Annotated in this window: 17 protein-coding genes; 9 read left to right on the top strand and 8 right to left on the bottom strand. The window is 60.4% G+C overall.

The genetic code is table 11. The features are described from left to right. The first annotated feature begins 11 nt into the window (after nucleotides 1–11). The 5 genes from C7402_RS31625 to C7402_RS47485 all read left to right on the top strand — a co-directional run bounded on the left by C7402_RS31625 (nucleotide 12) and on the right by C7402_RS47485 (nucleotide 5,019). A complete protein-coding gene (locus tag C7402_RS31625; RefSeq protein ID WP_244314986.1) occupies nucleotides 12–398 on the top strand; it encodes an ethanolamine utilization protein EutQ in 387 nt (128 codons plus the stop codon). Between the two features lie 155 nt (nucleotides 399–553). After that, nucleotides 554–1,450 (top strand): LysR substrate-binding domain-containing protein, encoded by an 897-nt coding sequence (locus C7402_RS31620; RefSeq protein ID WP_116613437.1) that lies wholly within the window; start codon nucleotides 554–556, stop codon nucleotides 1,448–1,450. Between the two features lie 266 nt (nucleotides 1,451–1,716). Beyond that, nucleotides 1,717–3,117: an MFS transporter gene (locus C7402_RS31615; protein WP_224041621.1), complete on the top strand. Its 1,401-nt coding sequence runs from the start codon at nucleotides 1,717–1,719 to the stop codon at nucleotides 3,115–3,117. 85 nt (nucleotides 3,118–3,202) lie between these two features. Then, on the top strand, nucleotides 3,203–4,534 hold the full coding sequence (locus tag C7402_RS31610; protein WP_244314985.1) for a M24 family metallopeptidase: 1,332 nt from the start codon (nucleotides 3,203–3,205) through the stop codon (nucleotides 4,532–4,534). A 47-nt stretch (nucleotides 4,535–4,581) separates the two neighbouring features. Further along, a complete protein-coding gene (locus C7402_RS47485; RefSeq protein WP_208949038.1) occupies nucleotides 4,582–5,019 on the top strand; it encodes a CBU_0592 family membrane protein in 438 nt (145 codons plus the stop codon). A 137-nt stretch (nucleotides 5,020–5,156) separates the two neighbouring features. On the opposite strand, the gene C7402_RS31600 is transcribed toward C7402_RS47485, so the two are convergent. Beyond that, nucleotides 5,157–6,107 carry an acetamidase/formamidase family protein gene (locus tag C7402_RS31600; RefSeq protein WP_116613436.1) on the bottom strand — a complete coding sequence of 317 codons (951 nt, stop codon included), beginning with the start codon at nucleotides 6,105–6,107 and terminating at the stop codon, nucleotides 5,157–5,159. 444 nt (nucleotides 6,108–6,551) lie between these two features. Continuing rightward, nucleotides 6,552–7,445 carry a LysR family transcriptional regulator gene (locus tag C7402_RS31595; protein ID WP_116613472.1) on the bottom strand — a complete coding sequence of 298 codons (894 nt, stop codon included), beginning with the start codon at nucleotides 7,443–7,445 and terminating at the stop codon, nucleotides 6,552–6,554. Between the two features lie 128 nt (nucleotides 7,446–7,573). Here C7402_RS31595 and C7402_RS31590 point away from each other — a divergent pair, with 128 nt between their 5' ends. Continuing rightward, on the top strand, nucleotides 7,574–8,569 hold the full coding sequence (locus C7402_RS31590) for an alcohol dehydrogenase catalytic domain-containing protein (protein WP_112178257.1): 996 nt from the start codon (nucleotides 7,574–7,576) through the stop codon (nucleotides 8,567–8,569). 275 nt (nucleotides 8,570–8,844) lie between these two features. Here the strand turns inward: C7402_RS31590 and C7402_RS31585 are convergent, their stop codons facing one another. Beyond that, nucleotides 8,845–9,399 carry a P-loop nucleotide/nucleoside kinase family protein gene (locus C7402_RS31585; RefSeq protein ID WP_116613435.1) on the bottom strand — a complete coding sequence of 185 codons (555 nt, stop codon included), beginning with the start codon at nucleotides 9,397–9,399 and terminating at the stop codon, nucleotides 8,845–8,847. A 509-nt stretch (nucleotides 9,400–9,908) separates the two neighbouring features. Here C7402_RS31585 and C7402_RS31580 point away from each other — a divergent pair. Continuing rightward, nucleotides 9,909–10,802: a class I SAM-dependent methyltransferase gene (locus tag C7402_RS31580; protein ID WP_116613434.1), complete on the top strand. Its 894-nt coding sequence runs from the start codon at nucleotides 9,909–9,911 to the stop codon at nucleotides 10,800–10,802. A 47-nt stretch (nucleotides 10,803–10,849) separates the two neighbouring features. Here C7402_RS31580 and pobA read toward each other — a convergent pair whose 3' ends face one another. Next, nucleotides 10,850–12,034: a 4-hydroxybenzoate 3-monooxygenase gene (gene pobA, locus C7402_RS31575; protein WP_116613433.1), complete on the bottom strand. Its 1,185-nt coding sequence runs from the start codon at nucleotides 12,032–12,034 to the stop codon at nucleotides 10,850–10,852. A 181-nt stretch (nucleotides 12,035–12,215) separates the two neighbouring features. Between pobA and C7402_RS31570 the strand changes: the two genes are divergently transcribed. Beyond that, nucleotides 12,216–13,088: a helix-turn-helix domain-containing protein gene (locus C7402_RS31570; protein ID WP_116613432.1), complete on the top strand. Its 873-nt coding sequence runs from the start codon at nucleotides 12,216–12,218 to the stop codon at nucleotides 13,086–13,088. Between the two features lie 137 nt (nucleotides 13,089–13,225). On the opposite strand, the gene C7402_RS31565 is transcribed toward C7402_RS31570, so the two are convergent. Both C7402_RS31565 and C7402_RS31560 read right to left on the bottom strand, forming a co-directional pair. Further along, nucleotides 13,226–14,401: a porin gene (locus C7402_RS31565; protein ID WP_116613431.1), complete on the bottom strand. Its 1,176-nt coding sequence runs from the start codon at nucleotides 14,399–14,401 to the stop codon at nucleotides 13,226–13,228. Nucleotides 14,402–14,485: 84 nt separating this feature from the next. Further along, nucleotides 14,486–15,853, bottom strand: coding sequence for an MFS transporter (locus C7402_RS31560; protein ID WP_116613430.1), 1,368 nt, complete (start codon nucleotides 15,851–15,853; stop codon nucleotides 14,486–14,488). Nucleotides 15,854–16,308: 455 nt separating this feature from the next. Here C7402_RS31560 and C7402_RS31555 point away from each other — a divergent pair, with 455 nt between their 5' ends. Next, entirely contained in the window at nucleotides 16,309–17,214 is a 906-nt protein-coding gene (locus C7402_RS31555; protein ID WP_112173828.1) for a helix-turn-helix domain-containing protein, read from the top strand. A gap of 36 nt (nucleotides 17,215–17,250) precedes the next feature. Here C7402_RS31555 and C7402_RS31550 read toward each other — a convergent pair whose 3' ends face one another. Continuing rightward, nucleotides 17,251–17,598 carry an NIPSNAP family protein gene (locus C7402_RS31550; protein WP_116613429.1) on the bottom strand — a complete coding sequence of 116 codons (348 nt, stop codon included), beginning with the start codon at nucleotides 17,596–17,598 and terminating at the stop codon, nucleotides 17,251–17,253. Continuing rightward, nucleotides 17,595–19,316: an FAD-dependent oxidoreductase gene (locus C7402_RS31545; protein WP_116613428.1), complete on the bottom strand. Its 1,722-nt coding sequence runs from the start codon at nucleotides 19,314–19,316 to the stop codon at nucleotides 17,595–17,597. The genes C7402_RS31550 and C7402_RS31545 overlap by 4 nt, the downstream gene beginning before the upstream one ends. Between the last annotated feature and the right edge of the window lie 16 nt (nucleotides 19,317–19,332).

The following is a 19,332-nucleotide window of genomic DNA, read 5'->3' as shown; positions in this document are numbered from 1 at the left end:
CAGCAACGGGCGTGAAACTCGTCGATCATGCCGATCTGGGCTTCGTCGTGCGCGGCGGGCCGCCCGGCGCCGCATACGTCGCGCGGGCGCTAAGCGACGAAATTTCGCCGAATCTGGGCGTCGGCTTCGCGCGCTGGGAAGGTGCACAAGTGAGCTGGACGACGCTCTACGAAGAGGTGATCTTCGCGATCGAAGGCTGCCTGGAAGTCACCGCGAACGGCGTGCTGCACCGCGTAAAGCCGGGCCAGGTGTTGTGGATCCCGAAATGTACGGCGCTGGTGTACTCGGGCTTCGCGCTGTTCGGCTATGTGGTCTATCCCGGCGACTGGAAAAAGCACTGTGACGAAGCCTGTCCCGACCAGCCGGCGGACTGCGCCCAGCCCCGCTGGGCACGGTAGAAACACGGGCGCTCGCCGCCCGGAGCTGGCTTGACGCCGTACGGCGTTAAGGCAAAATTTCAGGTCTGAGGACACGCCCGGCAGTGTGGCCCAGACCTGAAATCGCGTTCAATCGCGCATATATATAAAGCAGTCCCCGGAGACACACCCTTCCCATGAGGATCCAGCCACTGCCACCGTTCAAGGCGCTGGTCGCGTTCGAAGCGACCGCCCGCCTTGGCAGTTTTACCCGCGCCGCCGACGAGCTCAATGTCACCCAGGGCGCGATCAGCCGGCAGATTGGCCTGCTCGAAGATTTACTTGGCGCTCACCTGCTCGACCGCACGACGCGCTCGGTGCGCCTCACGCCCACGGGCGAGCAATATTTCCAGTCGTGCCGCGAAGCCTTGCTCTCGCTTGCCGACGCCACGCAACTCATCAAGCGCTGGCATGGCGATCAGCAGGTGACGGTGGCGACCAGCACCGCGCTTGCGTCGATGTGGCTGCTGCCACGGATTCCCGAATTCAACGAAAGCCACGAAGGCATCGACCTGCGCATCGTCGCTTACGATCACGTCAAGGATTACCGCAAGCTCGAATGCGATCTGGCGGTGTACTACTGCAAAAGCCCGCCCGAATACATCAAATACACGCCCATCTGCAACGAGGAAATCTTCCCCGTGTGTAGCCCCGCCTATCTGGCGCGCCATGGCGCCCTGAGTCGCCCCGAAGATCTCGGATCGTGCACCTGGCTCTGGCTCGACGATTCCGAACGCGACTGGGTCACATGGGGCGAGTGGTTCCGCCGCAGCGGCCTGCCGCCCGTCACGCCGCGCAACAAGATCAACCTCAATAACTATTCGATGGTGATTCAGGCCGCGCTTAGCGGCCAGGGCGTGGCGCTGGGCTGGCGCAATCTCATCGATCCCTATCTGAAAGACGGCACGCTCGTGCGCCCGATCCCCGAAACGCTGCAAACGGAAGGACAGTTTCTCGTGCTTGAACCCACTGGCCCGCATGAGCGGCGCAAGAGCGTGGGGAGCTTTCGCGACTGGCTGCTTTCGCTACGTTAAGCGATTACAAAAGCATTTGATTTAAGGCACTGTTCTCCAATTTTTCAGTGCTGGACGCCCGCATTGCGGGCGCGCTTGCGCACGCCTGTACAACGCGTCTTTCTATGACAAAAATTGATGAATGCACGCACGAAATATCGTTTGTCCAGGCGCGCCGACTTCCACACACTGCTCATGGAGTTCACGCGGATGAAGGCTAGAAGAACCGGCTAACAGACCATAAGCGGACCGGCCTGACTTCCCACAAAACATCAGGAGACAGCATCGTGCCCAACAGCATTCCTCATACTTCCTCGCGCGCAGGCCAGAAACCGCCCGCGCTCTCCGGCAAGCATCGCCGCTTCATCGCCCGCCTCACGCTGCTGATTGGCGGCGGTATGTTTATCGACGGCTTTATTCTCGGCAGTATCGGCATCGTCATGCCGGCCATTACCGCCGACCTGCATCTTTCGCTCGCGTGGCAAGGGCTGATTGGCGCGTCGGCGCTGGTCGGCATCTTTATCGGCGGCCCGCTGGGCGGCTGGCTCGCCGACCGCGTGGGCCGCAAGCCGATGTTCACCATCGACCTTGCGATCTTTCTGGTTGGCTCCGTGGCGCAGTTCTTCGTCAACGAACCGTGGCAGCTTTTCGTCGTACGGATCCTGATGGGGATTGCGATCGGCGCGGACTACTCGATCGGCTGGCCGCTGCTCGCCGAATTCGCCCCGGCGCGCCTGCGCGGCAAGCTGCTCGCGCTGCTCGAACTCGCGTGGTACGTGGGTTATCTCGTCTCGTATGCGCTGGGCTGGATGCTGACCGAATCGAACGCAGCAGGCTGGCACGTCATTCTGGGCCTGAGCACGATTCCCACCGTAATCGTCTTCCTGATGCGGCTGGGCACGCCCGAATCGCCGCGCTGGCTCATGAGCCGTGGCCGCCGCGAAGAAGCCAGGGCGCTCGCCGCCGAACACATGGGCCACGAAGAGCAACTCGATCTGCACGCACAGGGCACGGCCACGGTCGGCTCACAGGGCTTCGGACGCCTGTTCTCCGCCGACTACATCAAGACGACGATGTTCGTATCGATTTTCTGGGTATGCAACGTGACGCCCTATTTCGCCATCGGCGCGTTTGCTCCGGTCGTGCTGCAAAAACTCGGGTTGAAGGAAGGCTTGACGGGCGGTCTGGTGCTCAACAGCGTCGCGGTGCTCGGCACCTTGATTGCCGTCGTGCTGATCGAGCGTGTGGGCCGTCGCAAGCTGGGCGTGCCGCCGTTCTTTATCTCGGCGCTGGCGCTCATGTGCGTGGCGTTGTTCTCGCATGCTTCGTCGACGCTGATTCTGGTGTGCTTCTTCACGTTCTCGTTTTTCAATGCGATCTCGACGACGCTGTGCGGTGTGTATCCGGGCGAAGTGTTCCCCACGGAAATTCGCGGCATTGGCGTGGGCTTCGCCACGGCGTTCTCCCGCATCGGCGCGGCGGCGGGCACCTTCCTGCTGCCGCTCATCGTCGGCTCGTATGGCGTGGGCACGGCGATGATGATCGCTGCGGGCATCAGCCTCTTTGGCGGTCTCGTCTCCTATGTGCTGGCGCCGGAAACGCGCGGCAAGATGCTTAGCGAAGCGTCTGCGCCCGCTCGCAAGACGAATTCGCTCGCAACGCCGGGCGAACTGAAATCCGCGCGGTAAGCGTGTATTGGTGACGACGATGCGTTGATACGTTGGCATCGTCGTCATTTTTTCAATTCCAACACTCAATCAGGATGACGAAGCAATGAGCCTCGCGTCTCTGCAAGAAATCGCCCCGCGCAAGATTGGCCCTGCCATCGCTTCGGGCCGCTCGCCGGTTGAGCAGGCCGGTTTGATGAGCATGGCCGCGCTCGGGCCGGACAAGGAAACGCTCGACGCCTGGAAAGCAGCCGGCCTAACGCTGCCGGATCTACCCGCGATGCGCCGTTACCGGCTCGCGCGCGTGCGCCAGCAACTGATTGCGCACGATTACGCGGGCATCGTGCTCTACGATCCCGTGAATGTCCGTTACGCCACCGACACCAGCAACATGCAGGTCTGGACGCTGCACAACGCCTGCCGTTACGCGTTCGTTCCTGCCGAAGGCCCAGTCATCCTGTGGGAGTTCGATCACTGCGATTTTCTGAGCGATCACACCGATTCCGTCGATGAGGTTCGCCCCTGCGTGCCGTGGTTTCATTTCTGTGCGGGCGAGCGCGTGCACGAGCAGGTCGCGCGCTGGGCCGATGAAATCGCCTCCGTGGTACGCAAGCACGGCGGCGGTAATCGGCGTCTTGCGCTCGATCACTGCGATACCGAAGGCGTGGCCGCGCTGGAGCGGATCGGCGTCGAAATCCACAGCGGCGAAGCTTTGATGGAAGAAGCGCGGCGCATTAAATGCGAGGACGAAATTCGCGCCATGCGTTGCGCGATTCACGCGTGCGAAGCGGGTATCGACGTCATGCGCTCGCATTTGAAGCCCGGCGTCACCGAACAGCGCCTGTGGAGCTATCTGCATGCCGAAAACATCGCGCGCGGCGGCGAATGGATCGAAACGCGACTGCTGGCTTCAGGGCCGCGCTGCAACCCGTGGTATCAGGAATGCAGCAGCCGCGTGATCGAAGCAGGCGATCTAGTGGCCTTCGATACGGATCTGGTCGGCAGTTTTGGTTTTTGTGTGGATACGTCGCGTACGTGGTTGTGTGATGACGTTATTCCGAGCGCTGCGCAACGCGAGATTTACCGGCTCGCGTATGACCAGGTGCAGGCGAATATCGATCTGCTGCGGCCCGGTTTGACGCATCACGATTTGAGTCATCGCGCGTTGGTTTATTCGCCCGCGGAGTTTCGCCATTACTCGTGCCTGTATCACGGCGTGGGCTTGTGCGATGAAGCGCCGAATATCTACTTCCCCGAAGCGTGGGCGACGTGGGGTTACGACGGCATGATCGAGCCGGGCATGGTGATGTGCGTAGAGAGTTACGTTGGTCGCGTAGAAGGCGGTCCAGGCGTGAAACTCGAGGAACAGGTGTTGATCACCGAAACCGGTCATGAGGTGCTGACGCGCTACCCGTTCGAGGACAGGCTACTTGGCTGATTCGTGCACGACTTCGCAATCAAGAACCTTCGTCCATCGACAACATAATGACCACCGCTGATTTTATCGGTATTTTCGGCGTTATCTGCTATCAGATCGCCTATGCTGGCTTGCAACTCGGTTTTCTGCACCGCGAGGATCGCCGGTATCTCGTCCTCAATCTTTTCGGTCCCTGCTGTCTGCTTTATTCGCTGTTGTTTCACTTCAATCTGGCGGCTGCGGTTAGCCAGGTGCTTTGGCTCGTGTGGAGTGGGCTGGGGATCAGGAAAATCGTGTTGGCACGGCGAAGCGTGCCCATTGCGGTAATCGGCAATGCTCATGCCGCTACCGGGTTCGCTACGCCCGTTGCGGGCGCGGACATGCAGACGGCGCAGGTGTCGATTTCCGGGCACGATACGCATCTGGATGCGGTACACGGCGAACAAATCCGCAAGCAGATGTTCGCGAGCTACCCCGACGCACTGGCGGAGGACCGCTTCGAGTAGAACTTCAGACGTTCAATCTCCTTGGTCGAGGGGCCGCTGGGGTCGAGTCCAGCCAAACGAATCGGCCGAGCACCGCTCGTACCGCCCCCGTGGTAATCGACACGGCGGGCTAGAGCCGGAGAACCGCCTTTGAGAACTCACTCGAATACGGTTCGCGGGAAGTAGAGCGAGACAATCCAGTTAGGCCGGTCGACGATCTCGCTGATGCGCAGGTCGGCGCAAACGCTGCACAACAGGTAAGCATCGATTGCGCTGATGTGATGTTGTCGCGTGAGAATGTCGATCATTCCAGAGACGGCAGTCCGAGCACCCTCCATCAGATCGGGACCGATGCCAGTAGTGACTTCGTAGCCTTTCGTATCGAGATGACGGCTGACAGGGCCCGGCGTTGTAAAGCGGGGAAACGCGAGGTTCGCCTTTTTGACCAATTCGAATTTCGCCGTCAGTGCTACGGGGCTCTCGATGGCCGTCCCGCATACCTCGCCGTCACCTTGTGCGGCGTGCGTGTCACCCACAGAGAATAGCGCGCCCTCCACCTCCACAGGGAGATAGAGTTCTGTGCCTGCGCCGATGTCGCGGATATCCATGTTGCCGCCAACACGACGTGGTGGAATCACGCTGTGCAAACCCGGTTCTCCCGGCGCGAGGCCGATCGTCCCGCAAAAGGGCTTTAAGGGAACACGTCCACCAGGGCCGTACATGGCCGGGATCTTCAGATCCGCCTCGTATTTCCAGATGTGCAGGGCCGGGTCGGGAAACTGGTCTGCGAGCAAGCCAAAGCCTGGAATGTTTGCCGTCCACCCCCACCCCGAAGGTGCGAATGACAACAGTGTGACCTTGACGGCGTCGCCCGGTTTAGCGCCATCGATATACATCGGGCCAACAACCGGGTTCACTCTCGCAAAGTCTAGCTGTGCAATGTCGTCGACGGTTGAATTGGCAGTGAGCTGCCCTCCCGATGCGTCGACGGGAAAGAACTCGACGGTTTCACCAGGAGCCACGGTCAACACGGGCTTTAGCGTCTGGTCCCAACCGAGGTGGCTCTGATGCTCATGAATTGAGTGGCGCGCCCAAGGTATTCTGCTCATTACCCACTCCCTGGAAGGCCGGCGAATTCAAACCTCAACCAGACCACGAGGGTTAGTCGGCAGTCTGTGCGTTAGAGCACATTCCTCTGTAAGAGCCGAACGGGCACGCTTTCTCGGGAAAGAAAAGGTGGCCTGCTTTCAACGCGATATGAACGCGTGCAGGTCTGTGCACGGCCACTCCTGAGCACTTCGGCTGAGTAAAAATTTGCCGCGTTGCAGATGCAGCATTGACCGAAATGCCTTGGAACCGGACGCTGCGGTGGCGCGGGTAGGAACGGCAGAAGTGGGTCGGTTATGCCTGTCGCATAGAGCGCTCGCCGGCGACCATCCTCGCGCTCGGTCGTCGGACACGGGTCGGCCACTTTGAGACATTCAAATCGGCGCGTAGATTGCCAACAATTCTCGCTGTCGACCGTCTTTTGGACTCAGCGGATCAGCAGTGTGTCAAAGTTCGGGACTCGCGAATGCTGACACAAGATACTCGATGAAGATCCGTACCCTCATCGGGACTCGACGGCCAGCTGGATAAACAAGATGGATGGGCACGCGCTCGGGCTGCAACTCTGGCAGAAGCACCTGGACTTGGCCGGAGCGGATCTCTTCCGCCAATAGCCAGAATGGCGCCTGAGCAATGCCAAGGCCGCAAAGCACAGCCGCGCGAATGTGTTCGGCATCGCCGGTCAGCAGCGAGCCGTGCGGAATGTAGGAGACGACCTCCTGCCCGACTTTGAGTGACCAGGGGTAACGCTCACGGCCTTTCGCAAAGACGATGCAGGTGTGCTGATCGAGGTCCGGAAGCCGGATCGGGACTCCCTTCGCGGCCAGATAGGCAGGGCTCGCCACGAGCACGAAATCTGTCTCGGACAGCTTTCTGGCAGTGAGCGAAGAGTCTACGAGCCGCCCATGACGCACCGCCAAGTCGATGCCGTCACCCACCAGGTCAACGTACCGCTCCGATACCGACAATTCGATCGCGACGTCGGGATATCGTCGAAAAAAGTTGGGAAGTAGCGGGGTAATGCAGAGCCGACCGTGAGCCGGTGCGGTATTGACCCTGACCACGCCTCGTGGCGACTGCTGGCGATCGCCTACGGACGATTCGAGCGCATCGAAGTCGTCCACCAGTTGCCTCGCGGATTCGTAGAATGTTTGTCCTGCTTCCGTGATCACGACCTGGCGGGAAGTCCGCAAAACAAGTTGTGCGCCAAGATGCCGTTCCAGCGCGCCGATCTGTTTGCTGACCGCCGGTTGTCCGATCCCTTCCTCACGCCCGACGGCGGAGAAACTCCCGCATTCGACAAGACGCACAAACAGACGAATCGCGTTCACTCTATCCATACAGACTACCTTCATCAATTCCAGAATGGAATCGATGGTATGCCCGGATGCAGCGTTCCGGCAATGGATAAAGTTGCTTATGTTACGGGCTATGCAATCAACGACACCGAAACAGAAGGAACTGACCAATGAAAGCGATTTGTGTAACACCTGGCCGGGAACTAGAGGTTCGCGACATCCCGACACCGACCGCGCCAGCGCCGGGCCATGTGCTGCTCGACATGGATGCATCGGCGATCAACCATGGCGACAAGACTTTCCTGCGGATGCCTACAGCCGCCGGCAACGCACTCGCGCTCGACCGGCATAACGTCTGGGGCGCGTCGGGAGCAGGCAAGGTCGTCGCAGTGGGAGCAGGCGTCCCGGCGGAATATACGGGCAAGCAAGTGGCGGTCTACCGGTCGCTCGGCAGAAGTCCGGAGAGTATTGGGCTTTGGTGCGAACGGGCGCAGGTGCCTTATTCGACTTGCTTGATCCTGCCCGACCATGTTCGTGCCCGGGACTACTGTGGCTCACTCGTGAACGTGATGACGGCCTACGCCTTTCTCGACGAGATCACCGCAGCGGGCCATAAGGGCGTCATTGTCACGGCCGGGAATTCGGCCACCGGTTATGCTCTTGCTGCCCTCGCTCGCCGCAGAAAGTTGCCCGCGATTTTCTTGGTGCGCACCGAGTGGGCACGGGAGGCGCTGTGCCGTTTGGGGGCGGAGCACGTCATTGTCACCAGCGAAGGCTTCACCGATAAGCTCGGCGTATTGTCCGCCGAACTGGGAACGACGGCGGTATTCGACGGCGTCGGCGGCGACTTGCTAACGGGAATAGCGCCCGGCCTGCCGATGAATTCGACGATCTATATCTACGGGCTTTTGGGCGGCGCCATTCCGGTGTCTATTCAGTCCGGGCTCTTCATGATGAAGAACCTGACCTTGAGACGATTCAGCAATTTCGCGAGCCGGACGGTGAAGGATCACGACGAACTCGTCTCCGCTCTGAAAACCCTTGAAGGTGTGATTGACGATCGAACGTTCAGGACCAGAATTGGCAAGGAGTTCGATCTCGACCAGATCGAACTAGCCATGGCTTACGAATCGCTCGATGGCGCGAAGGCCGTCTTGCTAACATAGGTCGCCCGGGGTCTGGCCGCATCGGACGCGATTCACTATTCACGGCATAGTGAAGCCGTAAGAAGTCGGAATGAACACGACTATCGAGCGTCAGACGCGAGACCGCGCAGGAATCGCTCCGCGAATGTCTCCTATGTAGAAGGCCAACTGGCAGAAGTGGGTCGAGTCCGGAAGTTCGAAACTCCAACTGCTCGGGAGTTCGATGCGGCCTCCTCTACTTCCGGATGCGGCCAGAAGCAGGCATCGCGTTTCGCCTTCAGCCGGATACTCGAATGTCATGACCCAGTCCGGAAACGGACCTTTCCTGTCTCATCATAGACAATGATGTTGAATCCTTCGCCGAGTGCGGGCGGAACAAAGTAGCGGGTGATCTGATCGTACTGCTCCTCCGATGTCTGGAAAGGATGCTCGCCTGACACGTTCCTCGCCATTAAACGAGCTTTGCAGATCTCATCGTTCACATCCAGATAGTGAAGCCGATGCTCGCAGCCGACAGCCTGGAATAGTGAGTGGCCCCACGCACGTGTGCTGGCCGTATTGAATGGAAAGTCCAGTACCACGGATATACCCGCCGCGAGAAGCACCTGGATGTGCTCAGTGAGGAGCGTTCTCATGCGTGCTGCGCGGCTTGCATAGTCGGTCAGCGTATGAATCTCGTGCGGGTATAGACATGCAATCCACTTGTCCTCGCTAACCAGGACCGTCCTGGCGGCATCCGCCAGGCGAGCCGTCAACGTGGACTTGCCCGATGCGATTTTTCCGCAAACCATATGTAAAACAGCCGTCTCACGACGGCCAACTGCGTCGACTACTCGACTCACAGGTGTCATTTCCAGGCGCTCCGTCTAGAGCCCAGAAAGCAAAAACCCGCCTTCTGGGCGGGTTGTGATCGCATATTGTCAACTCAATAGCTATCCCGCCGAGACTTTCGCGGCGCTAATAATCGAGTTGATATTAAATTGGTTCATGTCGCAAAGCTTAATTCAACCGGCGAGACGGAGCAAGTGCCAACCGCGCAGCACAGTCCGAACAGTAGAGTGGCCATCCAGCGCAGGACGGCAGCTAACGCCTCGAAAGCAGTCCTTCCATCGGCGCTGATCCCCACGACGGCTCCGGGTCGATCTGGGTCGGACAGCCAGAGAATGGAAGGGACTTCCCCGTCCCCAGGCTGCGGCGTACGCCACCGTCTGAAGTAGTTTTTGCCCCCCCCCGTCCCCACCCGCGGACAACGGCGCAGACGAACGAAGTCTGTTACCTCGAGAACCGCTCAACCGGCTGACCAGCGCGAGAGCGCATAACCGGGTATCGTGTAGGCTCTCCAGAACCTGCACCCTCGCCCATGAATCCGGCCCAACCTCATCGCGTCTTCGCACGTCTTGCACTGACACTGACTGCCGCCATCGGCACGGCGTCTCTCGCGCTCTTCGCGGCTGGATGCGCGACACCCACACAGCAGCCAGGGCACAGCGCGCTGACGCAACCTGCGGCCGCCTCTTCTCTCGATGCCGCGATCGCCGGTCCTCAGCGTAGCGAGCGGGCCAAAGCGCGCGACGTCTATCGGCATCCGAAGGAGACGCTGCAATTCTTCGGCGTCGAGCCCACACAAACGGTGCTCGAAATCGCACCGGGCGGCGGCTGGTACACGGATATCCTGGCACCATCGCTGCACGATGGCGGCCATCTTTACGAGGCCCAATACGTCAGCACATCAGCGGAACTGGCCGCCGAAGACCGCGACACCGACGCCGCCTTTTTGCGCAAGCTCGCGGCGGCCCCGGCGCTTTATGGCAACGTCAAGGTCGGCACCTTGCGCGCAGGCGAATTCGAGGGCTTCGACGCGCACGGCCAGTTCGACGTGGTGCTCACATTCCGCAACATCCACAACTGGATCAAGGATGGCCAGATCGACGACAACCTGCGCGCATTCTATTCCGCGCTGAAACCCGGCGGCGTGCTTGGCATTGAGGAGCATCGCGCGCGGCGAGGCACGACCGTACAGCAGATGATCGATACCGGCTATGTGACCGAAGAGTACGTAATCGAGCATGCGCAGGGCGCGGGCTTCGTGCTGGCTGCACGCAGCGAGATCAACGCAAATCCGAAGGACACCAAGGATTATCCGCACGGCGTCTGGTCGCTGCCGCCCACTTACAAGGGCGGCGACCTGGACCGCGCGCGTTATGCCGCGATCGGCGAATCGGATCGCATGACGCTGCGGTTCATCAAGCCATAACATCCTCATGACTGGCGCATGCCAATCAAGCGAACATCATTGCCGCTTCATTCGATCGGTTCGTATGGCAAACCAACGTAATTTTCCGCGATCGTCTTGAGGCCGGCATCGGAAGTCGTGTAGTAATCGTAGTCGGTACGCTGCATGCGCTTGTCGAAGGCGTCGCGCTCCGAGAATTCGTGCAGGAGGTTCGTCATGAACCACGAGAAACGTTCTGCTTTCCACACGCGGCGCAGCGCGATCTGCGAATACTTTTCCAGCAGGTCGGTACGGCCGTCGCGGTAGACGCGATTCAAGATCCGATACAACGTGCTCACGTCGCTTGCGGCGAGATTCAAGCCCTTCGCGCCGGTCGGCGGCACGATATGCGCCGCGTCGCCAACGAGAAACAGCTTGCCGTACTGCATTGGCTCAACCACATAGCTGCGCAGCGGCGCGATGCTCTTTTCGAGCGACGGACCGGTAATGACCTTCTCCGCCACGTCCTGCGGCAGGCGCGTTTTCAACTCTTCCCAGAAGCGTCCGTCCGACCAGTCTTCGACTTTCTCGGTCAACGGCACTTGCAGGTAATAGCGGCTGCGAGTCGTCGAACGCTGACTGCACAGCACAAAGCCACGCTCGTGATGCGCGTAAATCAGTTCGTGATTGACAGGCGGGGTATCGGACAGCATGCCGAGCCAGCCGAACGGATAAACGCGCTCGTAATGCGTGAGCACTTCCGCAGGGATCGTCTTGCGCGATACGCCATGAAAGCCATCGCAGCCCGCGATGTAATCGCAATCCAGACGATATGTCTCGCCGTTCTTTTCGAATGTGACGTGCGGCGCCTCGCCTTTCACATCGTGCAACTGAACATTGGCCGCTTCGTAGATCGTGGTCGCGCCGCTTATCTCGCGTGCCGCCATCAAATCTCGCGTCACTTCGGTCTGGCCGTACACCAGCACCGACGAGCCGCCCGTGAGCTGCTTCAGGTCAATCCGGTCACGCCGCCCACCGAATACGAGTTCGATACCGTCGTGAACCAACCCTTCCGCATCCATACGCTCGCTCACGCCCGCTTCGCGCATCAGGTCGACCATGCCCTGCTCCAGCACGCCCGCACGGATCCGGCCGAGCACGTATTCACCGCTTTGACGTTCAAGAATGACGTTGTCGATGCCCGCCTTGTGCAACAACTGTCCCAAAAGCAGGCCGGACGGCCCGGCGCCGATGATCGCTACCTTGGTCTTCATGACCGATGTCTCCTGTATTTCTCTACACCGCGACTTCAACTCTGCTCTTCGAGCACCAATAATTAGCACCGCGGTTGAATTGCATTTTTCTAGAAATTTGCAGCGCTGATAAGGCAATTTTTTCGATTAAAATTGGACTTTTAGAAAGTCCAACGCGAACCGATAACCCGCTGATGAACTCATGAAGCATCCGGCGCAGCACGACATCCCCGTCTTCAAGTTATACGGCGAAGGGCCTGACTGGAGCACGCTCGATTTGCTGCACTGCGAGTCGATACCCGAGCGAAGCAGTTTGCACGACTGGGAAATCCGGCGACACCGGCACGCTGACCTCGCGCAGATCCTGTATGTCCAGAAAGGCGTGGCACAGCTCGAGATTGAGGGCGAGAAGACACGGATAAGCACGCCATCGGTGCAGGTCGTCCCGCCAATGTGCGTGCATGGCTTCCAGTTCTCTCCGGAAGTCGACGGATATGTGATTACGATCGCCGCGCCGCTGATGAACTGGCTTCAGCAGCAAATCGATGCGCCGCGCCGCGTACTTGAACACCCGGGCTGTTACCCGGTCGGCAACGACCGGCCATACCTGAACACGCTGTGCACCCGGTTGAATCAGGAATACGGCCTTCCCGCACCTTCAAGGGACCTGATGCTCCGGTCGCTCGTGAGCGCGCTCGTCGTATGGGTCAGTCGCCAGGACCAACAAGGTGAGGAAAGGGGCGAAACCCAGGATCGAGGCCAGGCCCACCTGAAAGCGTTCTCCAGCCTGATCGAAAAACACTACCGTGAACATTTTCCGATCAGCCGCTACGCCGAACGCCTGGGCGTGACGCCGGCGTATTTGAATATGGTTTGTCAGCGAATAGCGGGCAAAAGCGCGCTCGCCCTCGTTCACCAGAGATTGCTGCTAGAGGCCAAGCGCAGTCTCACCTACACCGCACTCAATATCAATCAGGTCTCCGATTTTTTGGGCTTCACGGAGCCCGCGTATTTCACGCGGTTCTTCAAGCGATTCACCGGCATGACGCCAAACGCCTTTCGCAAGCGAAAATGATTTCACTGCTTCGAGCTTCGGGCTACCGATCTTCGAAGAGATGAATGCGAGCGTGCGTCCCGACGCAAGGCCACACACCCCTGCGAGCGCGTGGCCATTCGTGTGAGGCAAGAGCCGCCGGTGCGTGAAGCGATGACTCAGAACCTGTGACGAAGCGCGACGCGCGCGAGCGCCTGATGGTCGTTCGACGAGTCGCCGGCATTGCCGATATTGGCCACCGCAGCGGCACCTGTAGACGACGTACCCGCCACGATCTGATACGCGGCCTCGGCGTAGAGATCGGTTCGCTTCGAAAGAAAGTAATCGGCCATCACGCTAACCTGGTTGAAATGCTGATTGCCGACGTTTGCACCATCCGATGTGCGGACATTGTTGCCCTTCGCGTAATCGTAGGCCGCACCGAGACTGAAGGCAGGCGTAACCGACCACTTCACGCCCGCATCCACGTTATTGAACCGCGCACTCGCACCGCCCAGCGCCACGATATTGCCGTACTCGATGTTCGACCATGACGCGCCGATCTGCACCGGCCCGATCGTGTACAGCCCACCCGCTATCGCCACCTGATACGAATTCGCGCTGGCATAAGCCTTGTTGAGGATGCCGGTCAACTGCGTTCCGCTGCCATTGCTCGTGAAAAAACCCTGGCCCGCGGTGGCCGCGGTCGGATTCTTGAAGTAGAGATAAGCGGCCGCCACGGTCACCACGCCGTTGGAGTACGCCGCACCGGCCGAATAGCCACCGTTGCCGCTGAAATTGCCTGGCTGACCGCCCACGCTCCAGGTAGCGCCAAACGTCAGTCCATTTATATTGGGGCTCGCATAGCGAATCGCGTTGTTCGTGCGCAGCGAGTTCGCGGTGTTGTCAAAGTCGCCTGGATGCTGGAAAACTTCGCTCGCCAGATAACCCTGAACCGTGACAGCTTGCGCATAGTTGACGACCGAATCGTACTGCCGCCCCAGTGTGACGTCGCCGAAACTCCGGTTGCTCAAGCCGACGGCTGCCTGGCGGCCGAACTGGAGCCCCCCTTGCCCTGCGGCACCCGAATTCAGGTTCACGCCGGATTCAAGCGTGAAGATCGCACGCGTGCCGCCACCCAGGTCCTCGGCACCCTTCATGCCCCAACGGCTGCCGTACATGCCGTTCAGCGAATCCAGATACCATTTCCGTCCGCCTGTCGACGGGCCGGTGGCCACGTTGCTGTTGAACATGATGCCTTCGTCCAGCACACCATACAGCGTGAGACTGCTTTGTGCCCAGGCCGATGCACCGCACAGGCAAAGCGGGGCTAATGCGAGAAGTTTCTTTTTCATTTGCGGTTCTCCAAACCTTGATTATTTATTTGCATAACTAATTATTTGAACGAGAATCTGCGAAAATAAGACTCGCGACCCTCCCTAGTGCATCGACACGCCTTGCTGTACGCGCGTTTGCGAAGCAGTTGCGCCACGCCCGATCATCACGAACAGCGCGCACGCGGACACCAGCGCAGGCACGGCAAGCAGACTGAACACCGAACCGATCTGCCAGCCAAAGCCCATCAGAGCCGCGCCGACGAGTGCCCCTGCCACGCCCCCTATGCGCCCCACGCCGAGCATCCAGGCAACGCCAGTCGCCCGCCCGTGCGTCGGATAAAACGCGGCGGCCAGTGCGGACATCGATGTGACTGCGCTCGTGACCAACGTTCCGGTCAAGAAGATGAGCGTGCCGAGCCACAACTGGTGGCCGACACCGCGCCCTACCAGCAGAACCATCACCGCGGCGAGCACATACGTGGCCGCGATCACGCGATTGGCGTTGAGGCGGTCCATGAACCAGCCGACGCACAGGTTGCCCAGCACGCCACCAAGCGGGAAAAGCGACGTCATCAGGGCCGCACGCGCGCCGGAGAAGCCCGTGTCGCGAAACAGCGTGGGCAGCCAGTTGGTGAGCAGGTAATAGATCAGCAGGCCCATGAAGTACGCGAGCCACAACATCAACGTCCCGAAACGGTACTGTCTCGACATGACGACGCGAATCGCCGATTCGCGTTTCGCGCTCGCGCCGCTCTCAGGCGCTGCGAAGCGGCAGCCATCGAACGTCGTGCCGGGTGCAATACGGCCGAGGATGCGTGCGATTCCTGCGTCGGCACGCCGACGTACCGCCATGAACTGAACGGACTCCGGCAAGAACAGGATCAACAGAACCGTCAGCACGATCGGCCCGACACCGCCCGCAACCAGCACGCCTTGCCAGCCAAAATGCGGAATCAGCCACGCAGACGCGAATCCGCCGAGCGCGAGGCCGGTGGAAAAGCCACAGAACATCGTATTGACAACGACGGCGCGTACGCGCGTTGGCGCATATTCGGACATCAGCGTGACGGCATTCGGCATGGCAGCGCCAAGGCCAAGACCCGTGCAGAAGCGCAGCACGGTCAGCGACTCGACCGTACCGGCGAATGCCGCCGCAAGGCTCCACAGTCCAAAGAACGCTACGGAAAGCACCAGCACGGTCTTGCGTCCGAGACGGTCTGCGAGCGGGCCGGCGAGCACCGCACCGATGCCAAGCCCGACTAGCGCCGTGCTCATCACCGGACCGAGCGCGACGCGCGCAATGCCCCACTGCTGCACGAGCGAAGGCGCGATGAAGCCGATGGCTGCCGTGTCGTAACCGTCGGCGGCGACAACGAGAAAGCACAGCACGAGAATGCCCCACTGAAAGGGGGAGAACCGTTGGCCGTCAATGAAGGCCTGGGTATCGACGACGCGTTCGGAGGTCTTCATTGCAGCCCTCCAGCCACGTGACAGACGAGCGAGGGCAACGCGCCGGCGGGGCCGACGCGATCGAGCGTTTCCATTGCGATGTCTCCTGAGATTGATGTCGTTCTATTGCGGCGCCGTACCCGCGGGCGCGGGACGGCCGATATCTGCCACGGCGCGCCGCAACGCCGTTGCGTGTGAGGTTTGTTTCAGTGCTAGTGCAGCGTGTGCGCGACGCCTATGCCGCCCGCCGCCCAGCTCACCTGGCTCGGCAGATTCAGCCGGTTTGCGCTGCGCATTCCTGTTTCGTTAGTCATCCGAATCTCTCCCATGAAAGGCATACGCAAAAGCGTGTCCTGTGTCTCCGACGAAAAATCTGTATCGATTCCGCCTGCCTGAAGTATAGGCAGACGGCGCCGGGCGATCATGGACAAAACTGTGAAAAAACAGGACAATCTGCACATGTGAGGGAAGACGACATGAGGAAAATCCCTAGTTACGAACTCTACGGAGAAGCATCGACCGCGCGCCCGCCGTGGCACGATGCATTCAATTTCGAGTGGATTCCTGAGCGCAGCCGGCCGAACGACTGGAACATTCCGGCGCACCGTCACGACGCGCTGCTTCAGTTTCTCTACATCCGCAGCGGCCAGGGTCACGTCATCATCGAGAGCGAAAAAACGCCGTTTAACCCGCCCTGCCTCGTGATCCTTCCTGCGCAGGTGGTGCACGGTTTCGCGTTTTCACCGGAGATCGACGGCCTTGTCGTCACGGCCGCGCAGCGCGCGCTGGAGTCCATCGCGAAGTCCGTTTCTTCGACACTCGTCGCGGTTCTCCAGCGTCCCGCCGTGATTCCGGTGAGCGGGCCATCAGCGAGCGACGAAACGCTGATGCCGCTCTTTCATATGCTTGAGAATGAATTTCGCCGAGGCGCGGCCGGCTATACGGCAGCGGGCATGTCGCTCTTAATGGCACTTTTCGTACAGGCGGCGCGGCTTATCGACCATGCCAATGTGCCGGTGGCCGCGCTCGCCGCGCGGCGCAGCCTGCAAATCAGGCGCTTTCGCGAGCTGATTGCCCAGCACTTCCGGGAGCATCGCCCGGTCGAGTTCTATGCGGACGCGCTCGATGTCACGCCGCCGCAACTCGGGCGAATCTGCCGCGAAGAGCTCGGTTCGTCACCCACCGCGCTGATCAACGACCATCTGATTCGCGAAGCGCAGCGGGACCTGGTCTACTCGGGCATGACCGTCAAGCAGATCGCGCACAGCCTCGGATTCGAGGACAGCGCCTATTTCAGCCGCTACTTCCGCAAACAGACAGGTGCGACGCCCCGCGAATTCCAGAGCTCTGCTCATCGCGATCTGGCATTGGGGACGCCGTAGTGCGAAACGCGAAGAAGACACCGAAGGTGTGTTGGCTTACTTCCCGACACTACCCAGCGCGGCGGCACGGATGAGCCGTGTTTCCTGTGCCGTGATCAGATGGCCCGATGCCTTGAGATAGGCCGGGAAATCCGGATGCGTGTCGCGTGCGAGGCACCGTCGTTCGTAGTCCGTAAGATTGTCATATCCCCACAGATGGGTGAACTGGTTCTGCTGCCCCACCAGACTTGTCCAGAATCCGAGTGGATGCCCAAGTGTCTCGAGCAGGATCGGCATGGCGAGCCGGTCAAACACGTCGATGAACTCGGGCATCTTGCGCAGCGCGATAGTGTAGACGCGAAAATCCACGATGGGCTTTGCCAGATACATGGGTTGCGGGCTCATGCGTGTACCTTCTCTTGGCTGGTCGTGGCTTTGTCGGCGATGGCGTTACCCGTGACATAGCCGAACGTCATATTGGGCCCATGGGTGATACCAGCGCCAGGATAGTTACCGCCCATCACGCTGCGCCGGTCATTACCGACCGCGTAAAGGCCCTCGATCTCACTGCCGTCCGCGCGCAGCACCTCGCCGGTGACACCGGTCCTGAGGCCATCGAACGTGCCGAGATCGCCCATCACCACCTTCACCGCATAGAAAGGGCCGGTCGAGATCGGCGCAACGCAAGGGTTGGGCTTGTTGTCCGGATCGGCGAGATAACGGTTGAACGATGTGCTTCCGCGATGGAACGCCGGGTCTTCGCCGCGCCCGGCATCGACGTTGTAGGCACGGATCGTCTTCTCGAGCGCATCAGGAACAATCCCGCAATTGCGCGCCAGCTCGCCGATCGTCTCGCCCTTGACGAGGTAGCCTTTGCGCAGCAGCGGCCCGACCGGCATCGGCGCTGGCTTGGCATAGCCCAGACCATACTTGCCCAGCGCGACCTTATCGCAGATCAGCCACATCGCCGTCTCCCGCTCACCCTCGCACGCACGGATCAGCGCCGAGCCAACGTCGTGGTAGGAGTTCGATTCATTGGTGAAGCGCTGCCCGCTGCGCAGCACGCCGATCACGCCTGGCTTGTAGCGGTCGAGCAAATGCGGGAACACGCCCGTGCGGCCCTTGCCGAAAGGCACCTTCGACACAGGCATCCAGGCCGACGCGTCGGGGAAACCAAGCTGGACGGCGCCCCCCACCTTCTCCGCCATGGTCAGCCCGTCGCCCGTATTGCCGACGGGCGTGGGCGAGAGATGCTCACCCCCGCTCCTCACATGCGGATAGACCTGCGCAATGCGCTTGAGATCGTGAGGGAAGCCGCCGCAGGCCAGCACGACGCCTTGCCGGGCAGCGACGCGAAGCTCACCGTCCGCTGCGCTCGCGAGCACACCGACCACCTTGCCCTGCTTGCTCAGCACTTCCTTCACGGGCGTCGACGTGTAGATCGGGATGCCGATCGCCAGCGCCGACTTTGCGAGCCTCGCCGCGAGCGCGTTGCCACTCGTTACGTTGATCCCCCGGCGATAAAGCGCCAGTTCCTTGATGTGCGTAGCCAGACGGCGAGCAACATAGCAGAACGAAACAATAGATTTGGTCGCGCGGAAGAAGTGCTTGAGGTCCGCGTTCGAGGAATTGAACATCATCCCCATGAAGGTGATCGTTTCGAGCGGCGGCTTGAGGCGTTGCATGTCCTTGCCCAGCCCGCGAATATCATAGGGCGCCGCGAGGATCGAGCGCCCGATATCCACGCCACCCGGTGCATCCGGGTGATAGTCCGGGTAGAGCGTGGGTACGAACTTCATCTCAGTCTCGCGCTCAAAGAACTCGACCATTTTCGGCCCGTTCTCGATAAAGCATTGGACTGCGGCGGCGTCGTAATTGCTTCCCGTCTCGCTCATCATGTATTCGCGCACGCGCTCGACGGAGTCCGCCGGGTTCTGCTGCCGGCCATATTGGCTCAGCGGAATCCACAAGACCCCGCCCGACAGCGCGGTCGTACCTCCGAACACCGGCTCTTTTTCGAGCACGACCACATCGAGGCCGCGCTTCTTTGCCGTAATCGCAGTGGCGAGGCCCGCAGCACCCGATCCGACCACGACCAGATCGCAAGTGATCTCCTTGGCCATATCCAGTCTCCTTTTC

This window comes from Paraburkholderia unamae (assembly GCF_003096875.1).
Taxonomy (GTDB): domain Bacteria; phylum Pseudomonadota; class Gammaproteobacteria; order Burkholderiales; family Burkholderiaceae; genus Paraburkholderia; species Paraburkholderia unamae.
The sequence above is the reverse complement of the archived record's forward strand: the minus strand, read 5'-3'. Positions and strand labels throughout refer to the sequence as shown.

What these genes read in the sequence shown, in the direction of transcription:
- C7402_RS31560 (WP_116613430.1), bottom strand. Translation starts at nt 15,853, where the DNA reads ATGAAGACCTCCGAACGCGTCGTCGATACCCAGGCCTTCATTGACGGC.
- C7402_RS31580 (WP_116613434.1), top strand. Translation starts at nt 9,909, where the DNA reads ATGAATCCGGCCCAACCTCATCGCGTCTTCGCACGTCTTGCACTGACA.
- C7402_RS31610 (WP_244314985.1), top strand. Translation starts at nt 3,203, where the DNA reads ATGAGCCTCGCGTCTCTGCAAGAAATCGCCCCGCGCAAGATTGGCCCT.
- C7402_RS31595 (WP_116613472.1), bottom strand. Translation starts at nt 7,445, where the DNA reads ATGGATAGAGTGAACGCGATTCGTCTGTTTGTGCGTCTTGTCGAATGC.
- C7402_RS31550 (WP_116613429.1), bottom strand. Translation starts at nt 17,598, where the DNA reads ATGAGCCCGCAACCCATGTATCTGGCAAAGCCCATCGTGGATTTTCGC.
- pobA (WP_116613433.1), bottom strand. Translation starts at nt 12,034, where the DNA reads ATGAAGACCAAGGTAGCGATCATCGGCGCCGGGCCGTCCGGCCTGCTT.
- C7402_RS31590 (WP_112178257.1), top strand. Translation starts at nt 7,574, where the DNA reads ATGAAAGCGATTTGTGTAACACCTGGCCGGGAACTAGAGGTTCGCGAC.
- C7402_RS31570 (WP_116613432.1), top strand. Translation starts at nt 12,216, where the DNA reads ATGAAGCATCCGGCGCAGCACGACATCCCCGTCTTCAAGTTATACGGC.
- C7402_RS31585 (WP_116613435.1), bottom strand. Translation starts at nt 9,399, where the DNA reads ATGACACCTGTGAGTCGAGTAGTCGACGCAGTTGGCCGTCGTGAGACG.
- C7402_RS31600 (WP_116613436.1), bottom strand. Translation starts at nt 6,107, where the DNA reads ATGAGCAGAATACCTTGGGCGCGCCACTCAATTCATGAGCATCAGAGC.
- C7402_RS31565 (WP_116613431.1), bottom strand. Translation starts at nt 14,401, where the DNA reads ATGAAAAAGAAACTTCTCGCATTAGCCCCGCTTTGCCTGTGCGGTGCA.
- C7402_RS31620 (WP_116613437.1), top strand. Translation starts at nt 554, where the DNA reads ATGAGGATCCAGCCACTGCCACCGTTCAAGGCGCTGGTCGCGTTCGAA.
- C7402_RS31555 (WP_112173828.1), top strand. Translation starts at nt 16,309, where the DNA reads ATGAGGAAAATCCCTAGTTACGAACTCTACGGAGAAGCATCGACCGCG.
- C7402_RS47485 (WP_208949038.1), top strand. Translation starts at nt 4,582, where the DNA reads ATGACCACCGCTGATTTTATCGGTATTTTCGGCGTTATCTGCTATCAG.
- C7402_RS31545 (WP_116613428.1), bottom strand. Translation starts at nt 19,316, where the DNA reads ATGGCCAAGGAGATCACTTGCGATCTGGTCGTGGTCGGATCGGGTGCT.